The sequence below is a fragment of the Spongiibacter nanhainus genome (assembly GCF_016132545.1).
GTDB classification, from domain to species: Bacteria; Pseudomonadota; Gammaproteobacteria; order Pseudomonadales; family Spongiibacteraceae; genus Spongiibacter; species Spongiibacter nanhainus.
On sequence record NZ_CP066167.1, the window covers coordinates 1,056,856 to 1,074,551 of the forward strand.

Consider the following 17,696-nt stretch of genomic DNA (forward strand, 5'->3'; position numbering starts at 1 on the left):
CCTGGGGCTGGGTATGAGCTCAAAAAATCGGCATTAATCTAGCGAAATGAATGCAAAACCGGCCCAGGAGTGATACGTTGTTTTGTCAAGCAGGTTGCTAATTTGCCTGTCTTCGTCAACGGTGTGTTAAGCACAAAAATAATAAAGATGGAATATCGCAATGCCCAACATCCGCTCGCTATTGATGGCCAGTGCATGCTCGCCCCAAGGTTTGCTGTGTGCCCTGATTTTGACTACTGTCGGCCTGCCCAGTCCGGTGCTATACGCCGCTCCTCGGGTTATCGAAGAGGTTATTGTCACCGCCAATAAAAGGGCGGAAAGCGCTCAGGATGTGCCCTTATCCATCTCTGTGGTAGGTGCGGATTTTATCGAAGATTCCGGTCTGGCTGATGTTGGGGAAATCACCCGCTACATTCCCAATGTCAGCTTTGACGCCTCGCTGGCCCTGTACACCAGCATCACCATTCGCGGTTTTGGTACGCCGCCCTTGGGGGTGGGGTTTGAGCCCTCTATCGGTTTGGTTATTGACGATGTGCCCTACGGTCGCTCGACCTTTGCGCAGGACGCCGTTTTTGATATCGGACGACTAGAGGTGCTGCGGGGCCCTCAGGGTACACTATTCGGCAAGAATACCCTGGGTGGTGTACTTAATTTTCACACTAAAGCACCGACCGTCGAGCCGGAAGGCTATATCAAGTACAGTCGCGGAGAAAACGTCGAGAGCGATCGTGTTGAAGGCGCGATTTCAGGGCCGCTACTGGGCGAGCGCTTGTTGGCGCGTTTGGCCTTTCGCTACAACGATGCTGATACCCTAGAATACAATAGCACCCGGGATGAGCAACAAACCCAAGAAGACAAAGCGGTTCGACTCAAGCTGGAAGCTCAGCTCGGCGATACACTGACGCTAAAGTTTAATGGGCTGTATGCCGAGTCGGTGACCAAGGGCTATACCCAGTCACTGTTTATTGCCAGCGACCGCAGCCTGCGGGTATTCCGGGAGTATGATCCCCGTACCGAAGACGATGCCTTTGATCAAAACACCTCCACCGACGCACCGACTTACTCCGATCGCGAGGTGGAAGCGATCTCCCTGAGTGCCATCTGGCGCCCCGATGAATTGCTAGGCATCAATGCGCCGGAGCTGACCACTATTGCCTCCTGGTCTGAGGTGATCACCCCTTATGCCCTGGACGTGGATTACTCGCCAGTACCCTTGGTGGCCTTTAATCAGCCGCCAAAGGGCAACCCCTACACAGCGGAGTCGATAGAGGTGCGCCTGGCGGGCGGCCTGGATGCCCCCTTTAACTGGGGCGAGGGGGTGGACTTTGTGGTCGGTGTGTTTGCTCAGGAGTCTACCAATGACGTTTTCCAAGACATTGATGTGAGCTTAAATGGCTTGATTGCCTTCGCTCGGGCGGGGGCGATTGTCCAGAACATCCAACTGCCTTTTGATCCACTGTTGATAGACTTGCCGGTTATGCTGCCCGATCTGATTCCAGGGATAATCGAAAGGGAGCGCTACATCTCTGCCACCCAATCAGAAACCCAGTCATTTGCCGTTTTCTCGCAATTTAACTGGGTACTCACCAATCGTCTTACTGCTACCGCGGGTATTCGCTACGGCGAAGACGAATCAGAGGGTGCGTCTTATTCCAGAGTCGCGGCGGGCAATAGTATCTCCGGCGGCTCTTTGAATCAGCGGGATTTTAATGCGCCCAATCTGCGCAGTAAGGAAACCAATGTATCGCCAAAACTGGCCTTGAATTATGAAGCCCTGCCTGGCGTCAATGTGTATATCAATGCTGCAAAAGGCTTTAAAGCCGGTGGTTTTGATCCGGCCCCCCTCAATGATGACAACCTGACCTACAAGGGTGAGGAAACATTGACCTACGAAGCGGGGGTGAAATCTCGCTTGCTGGGCGGCTCCTTAACTTTGAACATGGCAGTGTTCGACAGCGATGTGGATAATCTGCAAATTCGTACCTTCTCCGGTGTGACCCTAACCACCTTTAATGCCCCAAAGTCCTCTAGCCAAGGCGCCGAGATGGATTTTTTCTGGCTGCCACCTTTGGATGGGCTTAGTATTGCCGGCAGCTTGGCCTACCTGGATGCCAAGTACGATAGTTTTAAAGAGGGTCCTCCGCTGTTTACCTCCGAGCAGAATGAAACCCAAGACCTGAGTGGTAAGCCCTTACCCTATGCGCCGCGCTGGTCGGCGTCCTTGTCGCCGGCGCTGCAGTTTCCGGTGCTAGGCAGCCAGGATATTTTCGGGAGTGTACGCCTCAATATCACCCACACCAGCGAGCGCTATCAAGACTCGGATATTGATCCCAATACCCTGCAGGACGAAATTACGCGTATCGACGCCGGTCTCGGTTTGCGCTCAGAGAGCGGCAATTGGTCTGTCAATTTCCAGGCAAGGAATATCACCGAAGAGCAAGACTCTATCTTGATCCTGGATCAGCCGCTGATACCCGGCAACTATACCAAAACCCCCTATCCTGATCAGACCACCTATCAGTTGGATTTTAAGGTGGGTTTTTAAATCTCGGCGAATTTTTTTAGGGCGCTTAAAACAACTTGATATCGTTTTGTTGCCCTGGGGCGGCGTATTAGATCTTTGCCAGAATAAGGGGAGTCGGTCTTATATGTTTCTGGTTTTATAAATATCGGTTTTTATCAGGAGTTCTCAGCGTGCTGGCCATGCCTTTCCATTACAACGAAGCAGGAGTACAGTGAAGATATGTAACCAATAGCAGGTATTGATCCATAGTCTGTTGGTAGAAATGTCGGTTTTGCGCTTTTTCCAGCTAGTATAGATCGTGTGTATGGATCATGCCGGGGTAGAGCGTTATGGGTGTGGTTCCTCCCAAAAACACCGTAAAAAAAATCGTTGTGCTCTACGCGAGCTGGAGCATTCTATGGATTCTTCTATCCGATATTATCGTCGCTTCTTCAGCAGATGCTACGCCCTCTGATCATACAATACAGAGTATTAAGGGCGTCATTTTTGTCCTGGTCACTTCGGCCATCCTCTACGGCCTTTTACGCTGGCTGTATCGCCGGGAAGATACGATCCATGAGTCATATAAAAAAATTCTCCACGATCCTCGGCAGTTTTTTTGGCTGTCGGATAAAAATGGCGATGACCTTCATCTAAGCCCGGGGTTTGAAGTGATAACCGGGGTCTCCTTGGATGTGTTTTCCAGGCGGCCTTGGCCCCAGTTTATACACCCTGCCGATCGCGAAAACTTTCTTAAAGAGCGCGAGCGGGCCGTAAAGTCCGGCGTAGGGTATGAAACGACGCTGCGATTAAAGTCTCGCGATGGTGGCTATGTTCAGATCCAAGTCCGGGAAGTTCCGGTAAGGAATCCACAGACGGGCTCCATAGAAAGCTGGGTGGGTAACGCCACTGATATCTCCGATATACACCACACCCGTCGTGAGCTTGAGCAAAAGAATGCGCATTTTCGCTTGGCGGAGCGTATTGGTGGCATCTCTCTGTGGAGCTGGGATTTTAGCAGTAACGAGGTAAATCTATCGGAGAGCCTGGCCAAGCAGCTCGGCTTCAATTCGCCGGTTGTGTCTGGCGGATTAGGTAAATTCTTAAAGTATATCCACCGAGACAATCGTCCAAAATTGGTCAGTCAAGTTAGGTTTGTGGCTGAAGGGGGAGAGCCAACGAGCGAGGATCTTTATCGTGTTCGCTATGCCGATGGCAGCCTTCACTGGCTGATCACTCGGCTATCCGCGATAAAAGATGACGATGATCGTGTGATTGGTATCACCGGTGTAAATATTGATATCACTAAACAAAAGGAACAACAAAACCGCCTCAACTATATTGCAAATCACGACGAGGTAACGGGGTTGTATAACCGCAACCACATGTTGAATGTGATTCAGGGAGCGATTGATTCTGGTGCGGACCAGTTTGCTGTTATGGTTTTGGATATAGACCGTTTCGGCAGTATTAACTCATTCTTTGGTCTCGATTTTGGTAATGCCCTGTTAAAGGAGCTGGGTAGTAGGCTTCAAAGTTGCCTGCGGAGCGACGATGTCGTCGGTAGAATTGCCTCTGACGATTTTGTTATTTTTCTCCGTTTACAAACCTCTGGTCGACAAGATATAGACAATGTCGCCTCTCGAATAAGTGAAGTATTGCGCCCGCCATTTAACATATTCGATAAATCTATTTACCTTACACTCTCCTCAGGCAGTGCCATGTACCCGGTAGATGGCGGGGCTGTAGAGACCCTATTTCGCAATGCTGAATCGGCGTTAAAGCACGCCCGGGAGACTGGTGGCAATAGCTATATACCGTATTCCGAAGACATCGCACGTAAGGAAGAGGAATCCGCCAACTTTATCAGCGCTATAAAATATGGCGTCGAGCACAAGGAGTTCTACATTGAGTTACAGCCGCAGTACGATATCAATCAGCAGAAATATGTCGCGGCTGAGGTCCTAGCCCGTTGGAAGAGCGCAACTTTAGGTCCGGTATCACCCGTAGAATTTATTCCTGTGGCTGAGAAGTTGGGCTTCATAAAGCAGATCAGTGAAATTGTTTTCCGGGATGCCTTGAAACTGCTATCCCACTTGCAAAGCACTGTTTGCCCTGATTTTCGATTCTCCTTGAATCTTGAAACGAGCCAGCTTTACGAGTCGGGCTTTGTTTCCTGGCTTTATGACATGTTGCGGGATTATGGAGTGGACAATCGCTTTGTAGAGCTAGAGGTCACAGAGAGTGTTCTCATGAAGGATGCCGAGCAGGGCGCTACTGTCGTCAAATATTTAAAGGACGATGGGTTTAGGGTTGCGATTGATGATTTTGGTACCGGACACTCCAGCCTGGGCTATCTGGGGATTCTCCACGCTAATGCTCTTAAAATCGATAGGTCCTTTGTCCAAGGGCTGATTCACAATGAAAATCACGCCATCGTCACTGAGACTATAGTAATGCTGGCGCGAAACCTCTCTCTAGAGGTGGTGGCAGAGGGCGTAGAAAATCGGGAGCAGTTTGATGCAGTGTCTAGGTTGGGTTGCGACCTGGTCCAAGGTTACTACTTCTCTAAGCCGATCTCGGGCGATCAACTCAAGGCGTTGTTGCAAGACCAAATAGCCCTATCGTCAGAAACCTCGGTGTAGTGGAATCCTTGCTTCAGTAAATCTGAGTTTTATTTTCATTGTACGCCGAGCTAGGCTTAGGGCATTTTTAGCTCTCTGATAATATCAGTCCACATACTGTCCGGAGCCGCGTACGGCGCATAGATCGCCAGTCTGTCTGCATAGCTGCCATATTTCGCTTTAAGTTTGCCGGCGATTTCATGGGGCTCACCTCGAGTACAAAACGCATCTAGAAAATGGTCGTCCACATAAGTGCCCAGTTCGTCCCATTTACCTTCTTTGGAAAGCCGGTTCATCTTTGGTTGCAGATCTCCCAGGCCAACTGCTTCCATGGGCGGTGCATAGGCCGGTGTTGAGGCGTAAAAGCCCAGTAGTCCTTTCACGCTATTTTCTGCGGCGATGTATTGCTCTTCTGTTTCCCCGGTAATAATGATGGCGTTGACTTGTAGGGTGAAATCCGCGGCGCTGCGTCCTGATTTATCCAGCCCGCGCTGCACTGCTGGTAGGGCCCGGTCCTCTAGGAAGGGCATGCTGTTAAAGGGGTGTACTATTAGCCCATCGGCAACCTCGCCAGCGACTTCAGTCATTTTAGGGCCCAGCGCGCCCAGCATGATTGGTGGTATGCCGTAGTCATTGGGGCCGGGGTTAAACATCGGGGTCATAAGGGTGTGGCGATAGTACTTACCTTGAAAGTCCAGCCGACTGCCATGTTGCCAGCAATCAAAAAAGGCCTTCACGGCGAGGATATATTCCCGCATGCGTGCGGCGGGCGGATTGAAGTCGATGCCAAAGCGTTTCTCGATATGGGTCTTTATTTGCGAGCCTATGCCAAGGCTGAATTTGCCTTTGGAAAAGGTTTGCAGGTCCCAGGCTTGATAGGCGATGTGGGAGGGATTGCGGGGAAATGCCACAGCAATGCCGGTAGCGATATCCAACTGTGGGGCATGTTCCGAGGCAATTGCCAGCGGGAAGAAGGGGTCCCAACTGCCCTCCAGGGAGTACACACCATCGTAGCCTATGGCCGCCAAGCGCTTGGCTTCTTCGGCGGCATCGGCCATCTTGGCGTAAAACGGACCATCGATTTTCATGGTATTACCTTGTTGTTTGCTGGCGGAAGTTGGCTTTAGGCTGGGTCCACGTTGCGGTTGCACTCCAGCCAACCAATGGCCGGCGGTTGACCGTCAATAAGGCAGCGTACCAGGGAGCGGCGATACTCGGTGCGCTTGGGTGGTGTAAAGGTATGGGTGATATCGATCTCCATACCTGAGATAGTCTCCACCCGCCCGGTGATCTCTTTGCCGCTGGCACCGGTCAGTGTAAATGTGCCCGTCACCGCTTGGGTGGGGTCGTCGGCGTTGAGCTGGCAGTCAAATTGCACCTTTTCCAAGTGTTCCATCTCCTGCCCTTGGGCCTGAAAATAACCCATCTGAATTTCCGGAAAATCGGGCAGGTTTACCACGGTGGATTGCAGGCTGAACCCCTCGGTGTTGATCACCATAAACTGCCACTCCATCTCCCAGGGCCGGGGGCCCCAGGAGTGATCGCGCTCACCGCGAACCTCAAGGTTGGAGCGCTTGCCGCCGATATCGACCTGCAAGCTGGCTGCGATCGGTTGCTCGTAGCGGTTGGTGCTGTAGCCCTGGGCGCTGTGATTTTCAACCGTACCGGCGCCCCGGGAGTGGGCTGGGCCTTGCGCTTGAAAGTCGAGGTCGACACTGACTGGCAAGATATTGCCTCGGCGACCACCCGATAACACTCGGGCAAAGCCCGACACTGCCAGTGTGCCGCTTTGCAGTGTCTCCTTGGGGGTATAACTAAAGTTCAGCCCCCAGCCGCGGTAGCCGAAGACTTGCCCGTCTTCATTCAATACCAGGTCTGAGAAGGGCAGGCGGTTCTCTTCAATGACCAGCCATTCATCGCCATTGTAGAGATACAGCCAGAACAGAATGCGCTGCTGAACGGGATGCCAGCCTATGCGACAGTGGCCGGCGTTGTTACCGCCGGTGTCGTACCAGTCGAAAAAGTAAGATTCATTCCAGTCCTGATGGTCTTCGCTATAGGGATGTGGAAACTCATCCTCGAGGGCGATATCAAACTGGCAGAGGGTTTTTTCGTCAAGCATCGTTGTCAGCTCTTTTATTGATGTACGTGTGTATTGATGTACGTGATATCCAAAGGGGTCGGTGCTAGGGAAGTGTCACCACGCCGGTGTCGGCATTGAGGTGGACTTTGTCGCCCGTCTTTATCCGTTGGGTGGCAACCCGAGTATTGACGATGGCGGGCAAGCCGTATTCCCGGGCGATGACCGCGCCGTGGGATACTGAGCTGCCGACGTCGGTAATCAATCCAGAGATCATATTAAAGTAGGGTGTCCAGCCAACGTCGGTGATGGGCGCGACCAGGATTTCTCCGGGCTTTAGAGCAGCGGCTTCGGCGACAGTAAAGGCCACTCTGGCGGTGGCTTCGACGATGCCGGAGGAAACCGGTCGGCCCACAATGGCGCCGTCTTGGTGCTGATTCCGCAAGCGAGTGTCAATCGGCACAGGCTTACCCACACAGATTTCCTCAAACTCCAGACGGTTCTGGAATTCCAGCGCTACACGTCTTGCCTTGGTTTTTTGCTGCCAGGTGGCGACGTCCGCCTTACCTTGGACAAAGGTCATCAGTTCATCGTGGGTGAAGAAGAATACTTGGTCGGCATCCTCTAACTTTCCTTCCCTTACCAACTGCTGTCCCAGTGCCCGATAGCAGCGCTTAAAGCGATTGGCGATATCCACCAGTAATGACTTGGTGGCCTCACGGCGGCGAATAGCATTATGAGCTTTGGGTAAGATCCAGCGCAGCCCTCTGCTTAAGCTGCTTACATCTACCGCAGGGGGTCGTGTACTCTTGGCAGCACCACTGAGGCGGGCCGCGACGGAGGCCTGCATTGTTGCGACAAGGCTTTCGGGATTGTCTGCCCAGCAGGGCTCGCGCATACACAGCTCTCGGTAGCCGCGATGACCGTGGCGCTCTAGAAACCCCTGGTAGGCGGAGCGAATCTCTGGTCTGGTGTTCAGTAAGCAGTCGATGGCATCGGTGGGGCTGGCATCGACAAACAATTGCGCCTCAGTGGGTGAGTCGGCAATCTGGTCGGTGATGGCGTCCAGTTGTTCCACCAGCACAGCGCTTTCTACGCCATTAGCTCCAGCCATTAACCGGGCAGCCTCGGCCTGTTGCGCCGGCGTGCTTTCCTGACCGCCGGAAATCATTGCCTGCAAAATATTGCTGGCAAAGCCTGAGGTGGTGGATGATTGTAAATGTACCGCGTTGGCTTCGGAGTAAAATGGCAGCTTGCTATCCAGGGCTGCAGCCAACTCATGACTTGTTCCTGAAACCGGCAACGAGAAAGTGCCGGCCTTTTGGGCGAATTTAGCGATGGCGCTGTCGGCAGTTTGTAAGTAACGAAGTAGGCGCAGAGTACCCAGTAGTCGCCGTGGCCAGCTTTTTTTGGGCGGCTCTTTTAGCTCCTCGACCAAGCCGCCGCAGACACTGTAGCCCATCGACTTTGCATCGACTCCTAGCACAGTGGCGGCTGCAGCCAGTGAGCCACTGAGATTGATAAACAGCCTGCCGTGGCTCATAGCGATTTGAGTCCACTCGTCGTTGACTGAAGGGCGGCCTGCATAGCTGACGTGCATGTGCTGCATGCCGTTTTCTATACCGCGTCCAGTGGTCGAGAAGGTGAGGGGGCAGCTTGCGCCAGGCATCATTTCACCGACGTTGCAGCGGGTGACCACGTCGTCTGGCTTTATGGGGGTATCCAGCTCATTCAGATCCGAGCCAATGGTGGTGATGGGGCGGGCTTGTAGCCAAAAAATCTGGCCTCGCTGATCGATAGCCCATTCCAGGTCCAGGGGGTGGCCGGCTTTCGCCACAGCCTGCTGGGCCTGATTGCACAGCGTCTTGCACAGCGCTTCGCTGAGTATCGGCGTGTCGCCAATCAATTCTGAATAGACCAGCTGGCCGTCGCGATCAAACTCGTAGTGGTCGGGGGTGGCTTCGCCGCTGACCAGGGCTTCTCCAAGCCCCTGTATCGCGTCAACCACAAGCCGGTCGTGGCGCCCGGAAACCGGGTCCACGGTGAACACGACGCCGGCCGCACTTGCCTCTACCATGGTTTGTACAAGCACATTCATCTGAATGGTGTGATCCAGGTTGGTACTGCGCTGTTGTTGCTGATAGGCGCTTGCCCGCTGACTGCTTAGGGACTCTACACAATGGTCGATGGCGCGATGCAATGCCTCCAGGCCCTCGACATTGAGGACGCTCTCGTACTGGCCCGCAAACGAAGTATTGGCGCCGTCCTCCCCGAGCGCTGAAGAGCGCACAGCGACCTTGCCGCTCCCTAATTGGCGGTAGCATTCTTCCAGGTTTAAGGGGTAGATCCCGCGCTCGGCATTTAAGATCACAAAACCATTGGGTACCGTGAGTCCCCATTGACTTAAACGCCGCAGGCCCTGGGCCTTACCGCCTAAGGTGTCGTCTGGTGTTGCTTCGTCGCCGCTGGCATTCAGCCATTGGATGCTTGACGCTGTGCTGAGCATTGCCTTGATCTCGTCGCTGTATTTATTGCTGTTATAGGTGGGACGGGCCCACGCCCTAGCTGCCGTGTCGATATGGCGGTTGCCTGGCGGTTTCGGCTGCCACGGAAAAACTATACGATCGTATAGGATGTGGCATAATGTCAAGCTCTGTGTCGCAATTACCAGCGTTGGGGCACAGGCTAGGTCGGTGTCGGCAGTGGAGCTAAAAGAGGAGTTAGGGTGGATAAGGTTCCGGGTCTGAAGACAAATAAGCGGCGCGAAAAGGTGTTGGCAGCGGCGGCAAGCCTCTTCGGTCAGCAGGGCTTTGATGGCACGTCGTTCTCGATGGTGGCTAAAAAATCGGGAGAGCAAAAAACCTTTGTTCAATACCACTTTGAAAATAAAGAGGTCTTGTGGAAGGCTGCGGTGTCTTATGTTTGGCTGCAGCGAAATACCGCCTTGCCGCGCTACGTGGAAGATATGTCGCTACAGCGTCGTGACCCTGAAGATCGCGAGACTATGATTCGCGACCTTTGCCGCACTATTTTGCAATTTACCTTTGAGCACCCCGAGTGGGTGAAAATTATGTTTCAGGAGTCCTCCACGCCGGGGCCGAGACTGGACTGGCTAATTCAAGAGTTTATCGGTACCGACTTTATCGAAGGGAAGGCCATGATCGAGCTTGGGCAGCATCACGGTCTGCTGCCAGAGGTGAATGCGATGGATCTGTTACATATACTTTCTGGCGCACTGATCTATTTGGTTAATGTGGCGCCCATCACCGAACGAGTGCTCGGCATCGACCCCAGCTCCTTGGCTTACCGGGAGCAGCACGTGGATAGCCTGGTGCAGATCCTCTCCAAAGCCAGTCCCTCTCCGGCTAGTCAGTAATTTGCCACTAATCAGCAAGTCACGGTATGTTCCGATCGTTCGATATCAATAACAACAACTTGGTGCATCCATTGACGCTGTATTGTCATATCTAAAGTCATTCTGTTCTGAGCTGGCTCGGTGCACCATACGTGTGGATGCTCGAATACTAGGTCAGTGCTAAAGCAATCTATTTCGACGTTGTCGGCACAGTCGAGAACAGGCAGCGTCGCGCTTGTATAATTTTAAAGTATGAATAAAAGCATTTTTTAGCACTGATTATTTGATACAACCCAGTTTATTGACTAGTATGAATTTCAACTTGTAGGCACCGGCAATCGTTTGGTGCTGTAGGGCAAGTCTCTTTATATCGCCGCCTGCGTTTGCAGCGCGGTCATCACAAGGTGTTCGAGGCGGTAGCCTGCGACGCAGTTCGGTATGCGGTCAACCGTTAGTGCTGTTAATCAGTACAGTAAATAAATAATAAGTGGATCGTCTCAGTTAATCGTTTTGCAAGGGGGAGAGTATGAGACTTGGTATAGGTGGCAGGCTGAAATACCGCCTTTTCCTGGGGTGCGTAGCGCTCTGTTTACCGGGCATCAGCCTGGCGGGGGCGGAGCTGAGTGCCGGCGTATGGTGGGTGTATCAAAATGCCTCCGAAGGCGACGGTGACGGCGAGTTTGCCGATCCCGCGCTAATTATTTACGGCAGTGATGACGGTAGTCACGGGCCCTGGGGTTTTAGCGCAGAGATGCGTATAGGTACCGGCTCATTTTCCAACGCGGAAACCAATAATAGTGGCGATAATTTCACGCTGCATAAAGCCTGGATCAGCTACCAACTCGACGAAAATAATCAAGTTAAAGTCGGTAAGAGCCAGGTTCCCTTTGGTTGGAAAACCAGTAACTTTTGGCCCGGGGATATGCTGCAAGGTGGCTACGGCGACCAAATGGATGTTGGCCTAAAGCTGAGCGGTTCTGCCTCAAATTTTAGTTACGATGTTGCCTATTACACACAGGACGACTGGGGTAAAACCAGTACTGACACTGTAGACGACAACGGCCACTGGGGAAGCTCTGCAAATGGTGCAGAAACCTACCGTAAAGGCGAGACTCTTGTGCTCAATGCCGATATGGAAGTCGCAGATGGCCATACCATCGGTGCATCCCTACAGGCCGGCAAGTTGGAAGATCTCGCGGCTTTTACGGCAAACGGCAAAGCCAGAGACGATGGAGACCATCAAGCGGCGGATCTGCACTATTACTACACGCAGGGTAATTTTAACTTTAAGTATCGCTATATCGATGTGCAGCGCGACTTTAGCGATCTCGCTACCTGTGTAGCCGCGACGCTGTGTCCCGACGGTGAAATCGAAAATCAGCGTCACGCTATTCACTTGGACTACAAAATGAACAAGTGGCTGTACTACCTGGAGGCGACAACCGCCAGTTCAGACACTGACGGCAACAGTGCCGGCACAGTGAAGGCTTTTGCTCCGGGTGTTAGTTACCAGTATGGACCGGGCTGGCTGTATCTGGAATACCTCTGGCAAGATGGCTTTATCGACAGCTTTGGTGATGTCGGTGAAGGAGATTTTCGCGCAATGTATATCTCCTTTGATTTCTATTTCTAGTCGTCACTCGCGCACTCTTCACTCGCGTAATAAAGGTTAATTATGTCTTCTGATTACGACAAGTACAGTATCGAGAACACGGACTACGCAGTAGGACAGGATAATATTCAGAAATGGGGCTTTGATATCCACAACCCCGTTTTTGGTATTAGCGCAGGCCTGATTGTGTTGTTCCTTGTTGCAACGTTGGTCACTGATCCAGCAACGGCAAAGTCGACGCTCGACGGGCTCAAATGGGGCATCATATCAACCTTTGATACCTTGTTTATGTGGGCGGGCAATATATTTGTCTTGTTCTGCTTGGCTCTTATTGTTTCGCCCTTCGGTAAAATCCGTTTGGGTGGCCCTACAGCAGTGCCTGAGCATTCCCGGCTCTCCTGGTTGGCGATGCTGTTTGCTGCGGGTATGGGTATCGGGCTGATGTTTTGGGGCGTGGCCGAGCCGGTCGCGTACTTCACCGGCTGGTATGAAACACCGCTGGGTGTGGAACCTAATACACCAGAAGCTGCAAGTATGGCTATGGGCGCTACGATGTATCATTGGGGCTTACACCCCTGGGCGATCTACGGTGTTGTTGCTCTCTCCCTCGCATTTTTTGCCTATAACAAAGGCTTACCTCTGTCGATACGCTCCATTTTCTACCCCATATTGGGTGACCGTACCTGGGGTTGGGCGGGCCACATTATCGATATTCTCGCGGTGCTGGCTACCTTGTTTGGTCTGGCGACCTCGTTGGGCTTGGGGGCGCAGCAGGCCTCTGCAGGTATCGGCCACGTATTTAATATGGACAGTAGCATGGGCCTGCAGATTTTGGTGATAGCCGGTGTGACAGGGCTGGCGATTGTATCTGTGGTTCGCGGACTTGAGGGCGGTGTAAAGTTACTGAGTAACGTCAATATGCTGATCGCCTTTGTCCTATTGGCCTTTGTAATGTTGGTGGGCTTTGCCATTTCTATGGGCAATATTCCCACGACGGTAGGGGCGTATGTAGAAAATATCGTCCCCCTCAGTAACCCTTACGGGCGTGAGGATGAGGCCTGGCTGCAAGGCTGGACGGTGTTCTACTGGGCGTGGTGGATCTCGTGGTCACCTTTTGTCGGCATGTTTATCGCACGCGTATCCGCTGGCCGAACAGTACGGGAATTTTTGATTGCCGTTTTGATTGTACCAACCCTGGTAACCGTACTATGGATGTCGGTATACGGTGGCATTGCGATTGATCAGGTCGTACAAGGTATTGGTACCCTTGGCAAGGAAGGGTTGACTGAAGTGCCTTTGGCGATGTTCCAGATGTTTGATGCCCTGCCCATGAGCAAACTGCTGTCAGTGACTGCTGTTTTGCTGGTGCTGGTATTTTTTATCACCTCATCGGATTCTGGGTCGCTGGTTATAGATAGCATTACCGCTGGCGGAAAAATTGATGCACCTGTTCCCCAGCGGGTCTTCTGGGCCAGCATCGAGGGTTTGATCGCCATTGCGCTGCTGTGGATTGGCGGCACCGAGGCGATTGAAGCCATGCAGGCAGGGGCTATCTCAACCGGCTTGCCCTTTACCATTGTATTATTGCTGATGTGTGTGAGTCTGATAATGGGCTTCCGTACTGAGCCACACGACTATAAAAGCTAAGCGTAGTGGCGAACTAGCACCACAGTTCGCCAACGGTCACCGCTGGCGGATAGTGGTGGGCCAATTGCGCTTGCAGCAGCTCGGCAGTTGCCAGGGCGTCGATCATTGCATGGTGCAATTGGTAAACGGGGAGATTGTAGCGCTGCCGGCAGTCCGGCAGCCTGACTGACCCCAGCGGCTGATGTAACAGTTTGCCTAAAAGGCCCCGTCGTTGTTCCAGCACGCTTTGCTCTATTGCCATTGTGTCTATGACTGGAAATTGAATCCCTTCTTTAATGCGTCGCAGCAGCGCTTTTGTCAAAAACTCCCTTTCAATCGCTCGATAATGCACCACCACGATTTTACCTGCCAGGGCATCGAGTACAGCATCCAATATGCTTTTCAGGTCGGGGGCTTGGTCGATATCTGAGTGAGTGATTTGATGAATAACCACTGAGTTGTCTGTTAGCGATCGGGCGGGATTAACAATCCAGTGCTTGGCCTGCCGGCAGTAAATTCGCTGTGTATCGAAGGGAATTAGACCGATACTGACGATTTCATCCCGCTCGCTATTCAGCCCGGTTGTTTCAAAGTCCAGCGCCACCATAGGGACGTCGTTAATGGGAGTTTGGGGCTCGACTACGCCAGCCTGATAGAAATTTTTTAAATGGGCATTCTGGCTACTCTCCTGCAGCCGCTTGAACTGCGCGGGCCAATCGACGGTGCTTGCTCTGTTCGCTGCCATGGCTTTATCGCATCCGCGGGTTGGCTTTGTAGCGGAATTTGATGAAGTTTTGCGCACTGTCTAAAACCTGGAAGGCTTCTTTTAGGTTGCGGCGTTCAAAACTGGAAAGCTTGTCGGGTTGAATATTGTTTCCCGGCTTTTCTCCGGCTTGAATGGCCAAAGCCTGGTGGCGCACCCGCACCATAGAGATATACTCGAGTGCATCGCAGATGTCCTGGCCTTTTCCCGGTGGCAGTATCTTTGCGCTAATGACATCTTCCATACGCTCAAAAGAGTTTTGAGCCATAGAGCCAACCGCAAGGGCGTGTACTCGAATAACGTCTGTGAGCGGCGCTGTGCCGCGTCTTTTTAGGTTGATCGAGTTCTTGTGCTCGCCATCCTGCTCCAGAACAAAGCCCTTAAAGAAACCGAGAGGCGGCGTACGGTTGAGTGCGTTGCGGGCCATGCTGGCCAAAAAGCTGCGGTTGGCCGGGGCCTTTGTGGCAATAAATTCCCGTAATTGTTCAGCCAGTTTTGCCTCGCCCCAGACGCCATCGAGGTCAAAGAAAATACTGCTATTGAGGAGAGCTTGAGGGACAGGGTTCTCGATCCAGTGGCCGAATTGCAGCTTCCATTCGTCCAGAGTACGTCGACAGTCGGGATTAGTCGCCATGATGTTACCCGTACAATAAGTGTAGCCGCAGGCCGCCAGACCGTCGCTGACGAATTTGGCGAGTTCTTCAAAATAGGCGCCGTGCCGATCTGCCTCAAAGCTGTTGTCGAGGATGATGCCGTTATCCTGATCGGTCACAATGAGCTGCTCGTCCCGAGCCATAGAGCCCAGCGCCAGGAAACAGTAGGGCACCGGAGGCGGACCGAGTTTTTCTTCCGCCAAGGTTAGCAGGCGCTGCTTGAAGCTTCGTCCGATGACCGACATGGCGCTACCGATCATATGGGAGTTGGCATCCTCATTGACCATCCTGACAAAGACCGCGGGAAGTTGGGCGGCGTAGTGGGTCAGCTCCGATACGCTTTGCTGACTCAGGATGCCTCTTACTAATAATATGCTGCTTTGTGACTCATGCCGCACCACGTCAGACAGAGCCAGTACACCGGTGCAGCGCTGGCGGTGGAGTATAGGTAGATGGTGGACGTTGTGGCGTAACATTGCCAGTATCGCTTCGAAAACATAGGCATTGTCATCCAGGGTGATCAGGTCGGTGGTCATCACTTCGCTTACTGGTGTGTCGATGCTCACGGCATTTGCCAGTGCCCGAATACGCAGATCCCGATCGGTGATAATGCCCACCACTTTGTGCTCGTTGCCGTTTACTTTGGGTAAGGGCTGATCGGGGTCGGTGATCAAAAGTGAGGATACGCCATTGTCGGTCATTTGCATCGCCGCCTCGTGAATGGACGCGTGCATACTGCAGGTCACCAGATCCCGACTGATTAATTCCTTTACTTTTGCAGTAATAAGATCATTGTTGTCGGCATGGGTGGTGATTGCCTGACGCAGTAACGCGTTGTCTTCAGCCTCAAAGTAGTCGGCGAATTTATCGTATTTTTCGCAGTAGTCGTGAAACAAATTGGCGGGTATGCAGTACACCAGCGTATCTTCCAGGGCTCGAACAGGAAAGCGAACTAGGTGATTCATCATCAGCCCTAGCTGGCCGAAGATTCCGCCTTCACCGAGCCGGTTATACAGCTCCCCGGAGCGCCGGAATGTTTCTACTGCACCGCTACGTATAACGTAGAGGTCGTCAATCTTCTCCCGAAAATGAAGAATGTCTCGACCTTCCCGGTAGTAGCTTATTTCTACCTGTTGAGCCATTTCGTTGATGGCTTCCTCGGGTAGATCTTGAAAGGGTGGATGCTTTTGCAGGAAGGCAGCAACTTCAAGTTGTTCAGCGTGCACGGTATCGATCCTTTGTTCTTAGACATTGTGGTGTCGCTGGGATTATCGCCTTTCTCGATTGCAGATGACGGTTTGTCCACTGTAATACTAGCAGCGATAGAAAACACTACCCAAATTAAGGCAGCGGAGAGTGGTGAGTAAACCACTTCATTGATTTGCTCTTGGCATTGAATTCCACAGTTCCTTCCCGGGCTGCTGCGCTAGCGGGCTGTTCTACAGCTTAGCCCATCTGGGTGATGTCGAGCATGGCGCTTGTAGGGTTAAATCGATAGCCTCATAAAACAATAAATTGTATAGGTGCATATATGGCGGTAAAACCGGTGGAATTGGCGGGCAGTAATATTCTGGTTACCGGGCCTACCGGTCAAGTGGCTCGCCCGGTCGTTGATGCTCTGGCAGCGGTGGCTGATGTCACTGCGCTGGCCAGATTTACCGATGATCGAGTGCGTCGTGATATTGAAAATTTGGGGGTGAAGACGCTGGCCGCTGACCTGGCGGATGCCGAAAGCCTACGTGCCTGCCCGGATGAATTTGACTATGTGCTAAATTTTGCCGTGGTAAAAACGGATGATTTCCAGTATGACCTGGCCGCTAATGCCGAGGGCGTGGGCAACCTAATGCTGCAATGCCGCAGTGCGAAGGCATTCCTTCACTTTTCATCGACGGCGGTGTACCAATATGCCGGCAGCGAACCTCGCAAAGAGTCCGATCCATTGGGTGACAACCACCGCTCGATGTTCCCCACCTACAGTATCTCCAAAATAGCCGCTGAAACGGTCTGTCGATTTACCGCTCACCAGTTTGATATTCCCACGACGATCGCACGCCTCAGCGTGCCCTATGGCAATAACGGTGGCTGGCCCTATTTCCATCTACTAATGATGAAAGAGGGTATGGAGATCGATGTCCATCCTGAGCGCCCCAATAGTTACAACCTCTTACATAGCAGTGATTACATTGAAAAAATTCCCTATTTGTTGGGGGCAGCGACACCACAGGTGACCACCACTAACTTTGGTGGCTCTACCGCAGTAAGTATTGAGGAATGGTGCAATTACCTCGCGGAGTTAAGCGGCTTTACGCCGATATTCCGCGACAATCCCGCGGCCTTTGGCAGTCTCAGTATCGATACTACGCAAATGCATCGTCTGATTGGCCCCACGCAAAAGGATTGGAAAGAGGGGGTTAAAGAAATGGTAGCGGCGTTGTCGCCAGAATTGCTCAGGGTCTAATAACAAAGGGCCACGCTGATTG

General features: G+C 52.5%; 11 protein-coding genes. 6 read left to right on the top strand and 5 right to left on the bottom strand.

Annotated elements, in window-relative coordinates; all coding sequences use genetic code 11:
• The first annotated feature begins 160 nt into the window (after nucleotides 1-160).
• Nucleotides 161-2,545, top strand: a complete 2,385-nt coding sequence (locus I6N98_RS04805) for a TonB-dependent receptor (protein ID WP_198570663.1) — start codon at nucleotides 161-163, stop codon at nucleotides 2,543-2,545.
• Between the two features lie 308 nt (nucleotides 2,546-2,853).
• Complete coding sequence (locus tag I6N98_RS04810; protein WP_198570664.1) at nucleotides 2,854-5,148, top strand: bifunctional diguanylate cyclase/phosphodiesterase; 2,295 nt, start codon at nucleotides 2,854-2,856, stop codon at nucleotides 5,146-5,148.
• A gap of 56 nt (nucleotides 5,149-5,204) precedes the next feature.
• Here I6N98_RS04810 and I6N98_RS04815 read toward each other — a convergent pair whose 3' ends face one another.
• The 3 genes from I6N98_RS04815 to I6N98_RS04825 form a co-directional block, all read right to left on the bottom strand.
• Nucleotides 5,205-6,215, bottom strand: coding sequence for a TIGR03617 family F420-dependent LLM class oxidoreductase (locus tag I6N98_RS04815; protein WP_198570665.1), 1,011 nt, complete (start codon nucleotides 6,213-6,215; stop codon nucleotides 5,205-5,207).
• A 35-nt stretch (nucleotides 6,216-6,250) separates the two neighbouring features.
• A complete protein-coding gene (locus I6N98_RS04820) occupies nucleotides 6,251-7,249 on the bottom strand; it encodes a DUF7064 domain-containing protein (protein WP_198570666.1) in 999 nt (332 codons plus the stop codon).
• A 64-nt stretch (nucleotides 7,250-7,313) separates the two neighbouring features.
• Entirely contained in the window at nucleotides 7,314-9,713 is a 2,400-nt protein-coding gene (locus I6N98_RS04825) for a PEP/pyruvate-binding domain-containing protein (RefSeq protein WP_198570667.1), read from the bottom strand.
• Between the two features lie 219 nt (nucleotides 9,714-9,932).
• Between I6N98_RS04825 and I6N98_RS04830 the strand changes: the two genes are divergently transcribed.
• The 3 genes from I6N98_RS04830 to I6N98_RS04840 all read left to right on the top strand — a co-directional run bounded on the left by I6N98_RS04830 (nucleotide 9,933) and on the right by I6N98_RS04840 (nucleotide 13,821).
• Nucleotides 9,933-10,583 (top strand): TetR/AcrR family transcriptional regulator, encoded by a 651-nt coding sequence (locus I6N98_RS04830; RefSeq protein WP_198570668.1) that lies wholly within the window; start codon nucleotides 9,933-9,935, stop codon nucleotides 10,581-10,583.
• 505 nt (nucleotides 10,584-11,088) lie between these two features.
• Entirely contained in the window at nucleotides 11,089-12,195 is a 1,107-nt protein-coding gene (locus I6N98_RS04835; protein WP_198570669.1) for a porin, read from the top strand.
• A 42-nt stretch (nucleotides 12,196-12,237) separates the two neighbouring features.
• A complete protein-coding gene (locus I6N98_RS04840; RefSeq protein ID WP_198570670.1) occupies nucleotides 12,238-13,821 on the top strand; it encodes a BCCT family transporter in 1,584 nt (527 codons plus the stop codon).
• Between the two features lie 13 nt (nucleotides 13,822-13,834).
• On the opposite strand, the gene I6N98_RS04845 is transcribed toward I6N98_RS04840, so the two are convergent.
• Both I6N98_RS04845 and I6N98_RS04850 read right to left on the bottom strand, forming a co-directional pair.
• Nucleotides 13,835-14,545 (bottom strand): 3'-5' exonuclease, encoded by a 711-nt coding sequence (locus tag I6N98_RS04845; protein ID WP_198570671.1) that lies wholly within the window; start codon nucleotides 14,543-14,545, stop codon nucleotides 13,835-13,837.
• Nucleotides 14,546-14,549: 4 nt separating this feature from the next.
• On the bottom strand, nucleotides 14,550-16,442 hold the full coding sequence (locus I6N98_RS04850; RefSeq protein ID WP_198570672.1) for a putative nucleotidyltransferase substrate binding domain-containing protein: 1,893 nt from the start codon (nucleotides 16,440-16,442) through the stop codon (nucleotides 14,550-14,552).
• A gap of 305 nt (nucleotides 16,443-16,747) precedes the next feature.
• Here I6N98_RS04850 and I6N98_RS04855 point away from each other — a divergent pair, with 305 nt between their 5' ends.
• Nucleotides 16,748-17,674, top strand: a complete 927-nt coding sequence (locus I6N98_RS04855) for an NAD-dependent epimerase/dehydratase family protein (RefSeq protein WP_198570673.1) — start codon at nucleotides 16,748-16,750, stop codon at nucleotides 17,672-17,674.
• Nucleotides 17,675-17,696 lie beyond the last annotated feature (22 nt).

Bases quoted from the DNA above. Each gene is read 5' to 3' on its own strand.
- I6N98_RS04855 (WP_198570673.1), top strand. From the start codon at position 16,748: ATGGCGGTAAAACCGGTGGAATTGGCGGGCAGTAATATTCTGGTTACC.
- I6N98_RS04820 (WP_198570666.1), bottom strand. From the start codon at position 7,249: ATGCTTGACGAAAAAACCCTCTGCCAGTTTGATATCGCCCTCGAGGAT.
- I6N98_RS04845 (WP_198570671.1), bottom strand. From the start codon at position 14,545: ATGGCAGCGAACAGAGCAAGCACCGTCGATTGGCCCGCGCAGTTCAAG.
- I6N98_RS04825 (WP_198570667.1), bottom strand. From the start codon at position 9,713: ATGCTCAGCACAGCGTCAAGCATCCAATGGCTGAATGCCAGCGGCGAC.
- I6N98_RS04805 (WP_198570663.1), top strand. From the start codon at position 161: ATGCCCAACATCCGCTCGCTATTGATGGCCAGTGCATGCTCGCCCCAA.
- I6N98_RS04810 (WP_198570664.1), top strand. From the start codon at position 2,854: ATGGGTGTGGTTCCTCCCAAAAACACCGTAAAAAAAATCGTTGTGCTC.
- I6N98_RS04840 (WP_198570670.1), top strand. From the start codon at position 12,238: ATGTCTTCTGATTACGACAAGTACAGTATCGAGAACACGGACTACGCA.
- I6N98_RS04835 (WP_198570669.1), top strand. From the start codon at position 11,089: ATGAGACTTGGTATAGGTGGCAGGCTGAAATACCGCCTTTTCCTGGGG.
- I6N98_RS04815 (WP_198570665.1), bottom strand. From the start codon at position 6,215: ATGAAAATCGATGGTCCGTTTTACGCCAAGATGGCCGATGCCGCCGAA.